At 68.5% G+C, this 7,815-nt stretch carries 9 protein-coding genes; 2 read left to right on the top strand and 7 right to left on the bottom strand.

Annotated features, from left to right (window positions below):
• Positions 1 to 91 precede the first annotated feature (91 nt).
• On the top strand, positions 92 to 826 hold the full coding sequence (locus ACFU7D_RS27415; RefSeq protein WP_378873314.1) for a helical backbone metal receptor: 735 nt from the start codon (positions 92 to 94) through the stop codon (positions 824 to 826).
• Here ACFU7D_RS27415 and ACFU7D_RS27410 read toward each other — a convergent pair.
• From ACFU7D_RS27410 to ACFU7D_RS27380, 7 genes are all read right to left on the bottom strand, one after another.
• A complete protein-coding gene (locus ACFU7D_RS27410) occupies positions 774 to 1,145 on the bottom strand; it encodes a YrdB family protein (RefSeq protein WP_378873312.1) in 372 nt (123 codons plus the stop codon). The genes ACFU7D_RS27415 and ACFU7D_RS27410 overlap by 53 nt on opposite strands.
• A 28-nt stretch (positions 1,146 to 1,173) precedes the next feature.
• Entirely contained in the window at positions 1,174 to 1,929 is a 756-nt protein-coding gene (locus tag ACFU7D_RS27405; protein WP_378873310.1) for a DinB family protein, read from the bottom strand.
• A 44-nt stretch (positions 1,930 to 1,973) separates the two neighbouring features.
• Positions 1,974 to 2,732 carry an enoyl-CoA hydratase-related protein gene (locus tag ACFU7D_RS27400; protein ID WP_378873308.1) on the bottom strand — a complete coding sequence of 253 codons (759 nt, stop codon included), beginning with the start codon at positions 2,730 to 2,732 and terminating at the stop codon, positions 1,974 to 1,976.
• 47 nt (positions 2,733 to 2,779) lie between these two features.
• Entirely contained in the window at positions 2,780 to 4,156 is a 1,377-nt protein-coding gene (locus tag ACFU7D_RS27395) for an ABC transporter substrate-binding protein (protein ID WP_378873306.1), read from the bottom strand.
• A gap of 42 nt (positions 4,157 to 4,198) precedes the next feature.
• Entirely contained in the window at positions 4,199 to 5,056 is an 858-nt protein-coding gene (locus tag ACFU7D_RS27390; RefSeq protein WP_378732786.1) for a carbohydrate ABC transporter permease, read from the bottom strand.
• Positions 5,053 to 5,967, bottom strand: a complete 915-nt coding sequence (locus ACFU7D_RS27385) for a carbohydrate ABC transporter permease (protein WP_378732784.1) — start codon at positions 5,965 to 5,967, stop codon at positions 5,053 to 5,055. Before ACFU7D_RS27385 ends, ACFU7D_RS27390 begins: the two co-directional genes overlap by 4 nt.
• 97 nt (positions 5,968 to 6,064) lie before the next feature.
• Positions 6,065 to 6,739, bottom strand: a complete 675-nt coding sequence (locus ACFU7D_RS27380) for a dihydrofolate reductase family protein (RefSeq protein ID WP_378873304.1) — start codon at positions 6,737 to 6,739, stop codon at positions 6,065 to 6,067.
• 43 nt (positions 6,740 to 6,782) lie between these two features.
• On the opposite strand from ACFU7D_RS27380, the gene galE reads away from it, so the two are divergent.
• The gene (gene galE, locus ACFU7D_RS27375; protein ID WP_378873302.1) at positions 6,783 to 7,760 is read left to right on the top strand and encodes a UDP-glucose 4-epimerase GalE; all 978 of its coding nucleotides are present in this window, start codon (positions 6,783 to 6,785) and stop codon (positions 7,758 to 7,760) included.
• Positions 7,761 to 7,815: the final 55 nt, after the last annotated feature.

The following is a 7,815-nucleotide window of genomic DNA, read 5'->3' as shown; positions in this document are numbered from 1 at the left end:
CCGGTGCCCACCCAAACCCCGGGTGTTCCGGTGGGGCCCCCCCCACGCCTCCGCCTAGCGGCTCCGGCGGCTCGACCAGCGGAGGAGAGATATGGACGACCTAGGCACTCGATACAACGGGCCGCAGCCAGCGACGCGGGTCGTCTCACTCGTTCCGTCGCTGACCGAGGCGCTCGCCTCGGTCGCGGCGGACCGGCTGGTCGGCGCCACTGACTGGTGCACGCATCCGGCCGACCTGGACGTGCCCCGCGTGCGTGGCACCAAGAACCCCGATCTGGCCGCGATCGCGGCGCTGGCGCCGGATGTGGTGGTGGCCAACAAGGAAGAGAACCGGGAGCTGGACGTACGCCGGCTGCGGGAGCGGGGCATCCGGGTCTGGGTGACGGACATCGAGACGGTCCCCGGGGCCATCAGCTCGATGGAACGGCTCCTCGACGGGCTCGGCTGGGACCGCCCCGACTGGCTTGCGGAGGCCCGCCGGCTCTGGTGCGGCCCGCTCCCCCAGGTCACCCGCCGGGTCGCTGTGCCGATCTGGCGTGACCCGTGGATGGTGGTCGGCTCACGGACGTTCACCGGCGACCTGCTGCGACGGCTGGGCTGGGAGAACGTCTTCGGCGAGCAGGCCGACCGCTACCCGCACGTCGACCTGGCCGAGATCGACGGTGCCGGGGCCGATGTCGTGCTGCTCCCCGACGAGCCGTACGTCTTCACCGCCGGGGACGGCCCGGAGGCCTTCGCGCGGACGCCGACCGAGCTGGTCAGCGGCCGGCTGATCACCTGGTACGGGCCGAGTCTTCTCGAAGCACATCGGTGGGCAGCCGGCTGATCGCGGGGAGCTGAGCCAGACCGTTCACGACGACCGAGAAGACCAGCAGGGCGAGCGCCCAGCCGGGGTGACCGGCATCGAGGAGCGCCAGCGAGGCGAGCCCGAAGACGATCACCTTCACGACCGGCCGGATCACGGGCCCACCACGAGCCGCCTTCGGCGAGGCGAACAGCCACCAGGCGAACATGGCCGCCACCGGCAGCAGCCAGACCAGCAGCCACCGCGGCTCGTGCTCCCAGCCCCACACCCCGAAGGCGGCCATCGCCAGCAGCTCGTCGACGAAAACCAGGGTCAGCACGGTCCATCCGAACACCTTCACGGCGACATCGTAGGGGCGTCGGGCCACCTCAACCAGCGGATAGAACCGCCAGGTCGCGTACGGCATATCGGTGGTGCTCGGCCTCTTTCCCGAGGACGACCCCGAGGCACTTCCGTACGGCGTAGTCGGCCGTCTGATCGTTGCCGACCGGCTTGCGCGAGCAGCTCCGGTCGAGCTCCTCGACGGTCAGGGCCTCGACGTAGCGGCGGATCGTGGCCATCCTTGCCAGCCGCGGCTCGAGCACCTCGTCGAGGCTCGCCTTCACCTCCGGCGTGAGACCGAGCTCGCCTACCGGATCCATCGGCCCGTAGCCGAGCGGGTGGTAGGGCGAGTCCTCCTCGAGCACCGGCGCACCGAACCACTTGTCGCTCGCATAGAGCAGGTGGCGCAGCGTCTCCACGAACGACCACTCGTCGTCGACCTGCTCGTGGAGCAGCTCCTCGGGCAGGCCACGCGCCTCCTCCACGGTCGCTGCCCAGGTCGCCTCGAGGGCGTCCCAGGCCGCGCGGAAGTCGTCGGGCGTGCTCGCCTCCCGGGCGAGGACGCGGTTGGGCTCGACCCGGTCGAGCTCGGCGTCGACGTACGCGGTGACGTCGACGTCGTTGACCACGACCCGGCCGAAGTCACCGCCGAGATAGACGTCCTTGCCCCAGGCGTCGACGATCTTCAGCCGGCTCTCGAACCAGCAGTCCCGGATCTCCAGGCCGCTGATATCGCTCTGCCGGATCAGCGCGTCGCGGAACCGGTCGGTCTCGACGTACGTCTTGTTCTGCTCGGAGGGCATACGTCATCGTCTGTCGGCCCGGCGCCGGCGTCAACGGAGATTGGTCAGCGGAAGGCGGGCTTCTCCTTGGCCAGGAACGCGCGTACGCCCTCTTTGAAGTCGGCGCCGGTGTAGACCTCGCGCAGCAGCTCCTCATCACCCTCCGGCGAGGCCTCGGCGCGAGCAGCGAAGGCGGCGAGCTGGGACTTGGTCGCCCGGACGGTGACGCCGGAGAGCGGCAGGATGCCCTCGACCAGCGCATCGACCTCGTCGGCCAGCGAGTCGGTGACGGCGGTCAGCGCACCGGTGGCATAGGCGCGGTCCGCGCCGACCAGCCGCGCGGCGAGCAGCATCTCGCGCACGACCGGCTCGCCGAAGACGGCGGCGGCGCGGTAGACGATGGAGGCCGCGAGCGCGTTGCCGAGGGTCTTCGCGATCGGGTAGCCGAAGCGGGAGTGCGGTGTCGCGACCCGTAGGTCGCAGTGGGTCGCGACCGCGAGCCCGCCGCCGACGCAGACGCCGTCGACCGCGGCGATGGTGACCTGCGGGAGCGCGAACAGCTTCTCGAGCAGCGAGCGGATCCAGTCCTCGTAGTCCACCGCGTCGCGGGAGAGGAAGTCGGAGATCTCGTTGCCGGCGGCGAACGCCCGCCCGCCGGCGCCGGTCAGCACCAGCACCTTCACCGACTCGTCGGTGGCCAACTCGTCGCACAGGTCGTGCAGCGCGCCGTACATCGCGTGCGTGAAGGCGTTGTGCTTCTGCGGCCGGTTGAAGGTCACCTGTACGACGCCCGGGCGTCGCTCCACTACCAAGTCCTCGCTCACGAGAACCGAGCGTAGGGCACCCCGCAGGGTGCCCTACGCCGTGTTCATCAGATGTGCGGCTTGACCTGGTCGGTGTAGATCTTCTCCAGCGCCGCCTTGAGGCTGTCCATCTCGGTCTGGACGTCCTTGTTCTCGGTGAGGATCGAGGCCATGTGGTTGGCCATCTCCAGGTCACCACCGGGCAGGAAGACTCGGGCGTAGTCCTGCGAGCGGGTGTTGGGGAGCTGGTCGATCGCGACCTGCGCCTGCGGGGTCTTCTGCAGGATCGCGGCGGGGTCGGCGGACTTGCGGATCGGCACATAGCCGGTCGCCTCGGAGAACTTGATCGCCTGCTCGGGCTCGGTGAGGAACTTGATGAAGGTGCCTGCCGCGAGCTGCCGCTCGGGGCTGATGTCCTTCGGGATGCCGACGCCCGAGCCGCCGGTCGGGCAGATCCGCTCGGTCTCCGCCGGCCCGGCGGGCAGCGGTGCGACGCCGACGTCGAACTTCGCCGAGGTGATCGCGTTGATCAGGTCACCGGTCGAACCGACGGTGGCGCTGGCTACACCCGCCGCGAAGTCCTGGATCTGGTCGACGCCGGCGACCCCGGCGACCTTGTCCTTGTAGACCCAGTCCTTGAGGAAGGAGAGCGCCTCGACCGCCTCGGCCGAGTTGCAGGTGATGTCGAAGGACTCCTCCTTCGACCAGCCGCCGCCCCAACCCCAGAGGTTGTTCTGCAGGGTCCAGCCGGCGTAGCCCGCCAGGGCCGGGAACTGGAAGGCGAACTTCGCGCCGCTGGTCGCGGCGAGCTCGGTCTTCCACTCGTCGAACTCCTCCCAGGACTGCGGGCCCTGGTCGGACAGTCCGGCCTTCTTCCAGTGGTCCTTGTTGTAGTAGAAGAGCGGCGTCGAGCGTGCCCACGGAACCGCCCAGTGGGCGTCGTCGTAGAGATAGTCAGCCAGCAGCGAGTCGACGTAGTCGTCGGTGTCGAACTGCAGCGCCTCGAAGAGGGAGTCGAGCGGGATGATCTGGTCGTTCATCTTGTAGCGGAACCACCACACGTCCGACAGGTTGATGATGTCGGGCAGGTCGCCGCCGGTCTGCGCCGTCTGGAACTTCTGCGCGATCTCCTCGTAGTCGGCCCCGGCCGTGACGAGCTTGACGGTGATGTCGGACTGGGAGGCGTTGAAGGCGTTGACGATCTCGGTGCTGACCTTGATCGAGTCACCGGGGTTGGAGGTCCAGAAGGTGACCTCCTTGGCCGGCTTCACACCGCTGAAGTCGATCTGCTCGACGGCGCTGGCAGCGCCGCCGCCGCCGCTTGTCGAGGGCCCGCCGCCGCAGGCGGACAGCGCCGCCGCGGAGATGCCCAGGGCGCTGAGGCCGAGGAACCGTCGTCGGTCCAGGATCAGACCCGAGCGATGCAGGTTGGACGAGGTATTCATGAAGCATCCTTTCCCTGTTGTGCCAACTGTGGGCTGAGAACGTCAGCCTTTGACGCCGCCTTGGGTGAAGCCGTTGACGATGTGACGCTGCAGGAACGCGAAGACGACGAGGATCGGCAGCAGCACCATCACGGTGCCGGCCATCAGGACGCCGAACGAGCTGGCCGCGGACTCGCTGTTCTGCAGCAGCGTCAGACCCCGCGGCAGCGTCATCATCGCGGGGTCGGTGATGATGATCAGCGGCCACAGGTAGTCGTTCCACTCGTAGACCACGTTGACCAGGGCCACCGTCGCGATCGACGGCAGCGACATCGGCACCACGCAGTGCCACAGCCTCCGCCAGTGGCCGGCGCCGTCGAGGTGAGCCGCCTCGATCACCTCGTAGGGGAGCTGCATGAAGGCCTGGCGCAGCAGGAACGTACCGAAGCCGGTGCCGAGGCCCGGCAGGATGAGTCCCCAGTAGGTGTTCTCGCCGCCGAGGCTGCTGATGAAGACGTAGTTGGGCAGCGCGGTGACCTGCGGCGGCACCATCATCGTGGCGAGCACGCCCCAGAAGACGTACTTCTTGCCGGGGAACTCGCAGAAGACCAGGCCGTACGCCGTCAGGATCGCCAGCAGCACCTTCAGCCCCGCGCCGACGACCGTGACGATGGTGGAGTTGAGGAAGAGGCGTCCGAAGGGGACCTTCAACGCGGCCTCGGAGTAGTTCTCCGGCTTCCAGACCTCGGGGAAGACGACCAGGTCGGTGGTCGCCAGGTCGCCAGGCCCCTTGAAGGAGGCCAGGATCATGTAGCCGAGCGGCAGCACGACGACGAGCACCGCGAGCAGGAGCACGAGGTAGTCGCGTACGGTCAGCGGCGTGAGCCGCACTCTTCGTGAGGGAGCAGTCGTGGTGCTCATCGGTAGTGGACCCGCCTCTCCACGACGATCAGCTGGACGAGCGTGATCACCACGAGGATCGCGAAGAGCACCGTGGACAACATCGCGGAGTAGCCCGCCTGGCTCTGCTCCTTGAAACCGGTCAGGTAGGCGTCGAAGATCAGGGTGCGGGCGCCCCGGCCGAGCTTGTCCATCGCGATCAGCAGGTCGAAGGCCTGCAGGCTGTTGAGGATCGTGGTGACCAGCAGGAAGAACGTGGTCGGCGAGAGCAGCGGCAGGGTCACCGTGAAGAACCGCCTCACCGGACCGGCACCGTCGAGATCGGCCGCCTCCAGCACGTCGCCCGGCACCGCCTGGAGGCCGGCGAGGTAGATGACCGCGGCGTAGCCGAGGTTCTTCCAGACGTAGACGATGATCACCATCGTCAGCGTCCACCGAGGCGAGTTGATCCACTCCGGGCTGTTCAGACCGACGTCGCGCAGGATCGCCGAGAGCGCGCCGATGTTGGGGTCGAAGATGTAGAGCCAGGCGAGCCCGACGCCGTAGCCGGAGAGGATGTAGGGCGCGAAGACCGTCGCCTGCGCGAACCCGGCACCGGGAAGCTTGCGGTTGAGCGCCAGCGCGACACCGAGGCCCAGGGCGAGGGTGAGACCGACCGTCGCGACGGTGAAGATCGCCGTCGTGGTCAGCACCTCCCTCGCCTCACCGGAGGTGAAGAAGTCGCGGTAGTTGCCCAGCCCGACCGGGGTCGCGAACTTCGATCCCAGCGTCCAGTTGAGCGTCGAGTAGTAGATGTTCTGAAAGAGGGGCCGGTAGGTGAAGACCACGATCAGCGCGACGTTGGGCGCGACGAACGCCAGAAAGATCAGCCACTCCCGTATGCGCCTTCCCGAGAGTGCCTGACGTGGTCGCTTGGTGGTGACGGCCGTCATACCTGGCACGATCGGTGAGTCAAGCGGTTGGGTCGGACCCCGTCAAGAGTAAAACTCTTGGTCTCAAGATTTCGCTACCGGAAACTGACCGTGAACGTCAGGTTGTTACGAGCCAACGTCCGAGCAACGTGCCGTCGTGCTCGATGAGCGAGCCGAGAGACACCGGTACGTCGGTGGGCGGCCCGGTCACGATCCGTCTGCCGTCGCCGGCGAGGAGCTTGGGCGTGATCGTGTGGCAGAGCTCGTCGACCACGCCGGCCTCGAGCAGCGAGCCGAGAAGGGCCGGGCCGCCCTCGCAGAGCACGTGGCGCAGGCCCTCCTCGTGCAGCCGGTCGAGGAGCCCCGGCAGGTCGACCTCGGCGGCGCCGGTGACGTAGACGTTCTCCTCGCCGATCTCCTCGCGCGCGGCGTCCAGGCCGGGCGCTTCGGCCACCGTGGCGAGCCGGACCGTGCCGGGCTCGCAGCCACGGAGGTCGTCGGGGACCCGGCCGCGGCGGGAGACGATGACGATGGGCGTCCCCGCGGCGGCGTACGTCTCGGCGACGGCGGTCCCCGCCCCGACCAGGATGGCGTCGGCGAGGTCGCGCAGGACGTGGAAGACGTCGACGTCGACGGCGTTGTTGACCGTGCCGGAACGGCCGTCGGAGCCGGTGGCCGCGCCGTCCAGGGAGCTGACCATGTTGGCCCGCAGCCACGGCAGGCGCGACGGTGCGTAGATGGCGCGCAGGCCTTCGGGGGTCGTCGGGTCGCCGTCACCGTGCAGGAGCCTCACCCCGCAAACCTAACCGCTCAGGACACCCCGCTATCTTCATCGCATGAGTTGGTTGGTTACCGGAGGCGCGGGCTACATCGGATCGCACGTCGTGCAGGCACTGCGCGACGCAGGCATCGAGCCGGTCGTCATCGACGACCTGTCCTCGGGATTCTCGAAGTTCGTGCCCGACAACGTCGCCTTCGTCGAGGCGACGCTGCTGGACAGGTCCGCGATCGAGCAGGCGATCTCCGACCACGGCGTCGAGGGAGTCATCCACCTCGCCGGCTTCAAGTACGCAGGCGTGTCGGTGCAGCGGCCCCTGCACACGTACGCACAGAACGTCACCGGCACCGCCAACCTCCTCGAGGCGATGACGGCCACCGGTGTCGACAAGCTGGTCTTCTCCTCGTCCGCGGCCACCTTCGGCACCCCTGATGTCGACCTGGTCACCGAGACCACGCCGACCAACCCGGAGAGCCCCTACGGCGAGTCGAAGCTGATCGGCGAGTGGCTGATCGCCGACGTGGCGCGTGCCGAGGGGCTCGCGCACACCAGCCTGCGCTACTTCAACGTCGTCGGCTCCGGCAGCAAGGACCTCTACGACACCAGCCCCCACAACCTCTTCCCGCTCGTCTTCGACGCGCTGGCCAAGGGCAAGACGCCGCAGATCAACGGCGACGACTACGCGACCCCCGACGGCACCTGCGTACGCGACTACGTGCACGTCGCCGACCTCGCCCACTCCCACGTCGTCGCCGCCAAGCGGCTCGCCGAGGGCAAGGACCTCGAGCCGGTCTACAACCTCGGCTCGGGCGACGGCTCCTCCGTGCGCCAGATCATGGACGCCATCCGCGAGGTCACCGGCATCGACTTCGAGCCGGTCATCAAGCCGCGCCGTCCCGGTGACCCCGCCCGCATCGTCGCGACCGGCGAGCTCGCCCGGCGCGACCTCGACTGGGAGATGCGCCACGACCTGCGCTCCATGGTCGCCACCGCCTGGGAGGCCCGCCAGGCCGCGGGTGCCGACTACCCGGGCTGATCTCGGGCGGGATGTTCACCGAGGTGACTCGGTCAACGCCCACTCTCCTTGTGGA

The organism is Nocardioides sp. NPDC057577 (assembly GCF_042801335.1).
GTDB lineage: Bacteria > Actinomycetota > Actinomycetes > Propionibacteriales > Nocardioidaceae > Nocardioides.
Note: the sequence above shows the minus strand (reverse complement) of the source record. Positions and strands in the feature narration are given on the sequence as shown.

Coding starts and splice junctions, on each gene's coding strand:
- ACFU7D_RS27390 (WP_378732786.1), bottom strand. CDS start 5,056: ATGAGCACCACGACTGCTCCCTCACGAAGAGTGCGGCTCACGCCGCTG.
- galE (WP_378873302.1), top strand. CDS start 6,783: ATGAGTTGGTTGGTTACCGGAGGCGCGGGCTACATCGGATCGCACGTC.
- ACFU7D_RS27415 (WP_378873314.1), top strand. CDS start 92: ATGGACGACCTAGGCACTCGATACAACGGGCCGCAGCCAGCGACGCGG.
- ACFU7D_RS27385 (WP_378732784.1), bottom strand. CDS start 5,967: ATGACGGCCGTCACCACCAAGCGACCACGTCAGGCACTCTCGGGAAGG.
- ACFU7D_RS27405 (WP_378873310.1), bottom strand. CDS start 1,929: ATGCCCTCCGAGCAGAACAAGACGTACGTCGAGACCGACCGGTTCCGC.
- ACFU7D_RS27395 (WP_378873306.1), bottom strand. CDS start 4,156: ATGAATACCTCGTCCAACCTGCATCGCTCGGGTCTGATCCTGGACCGA.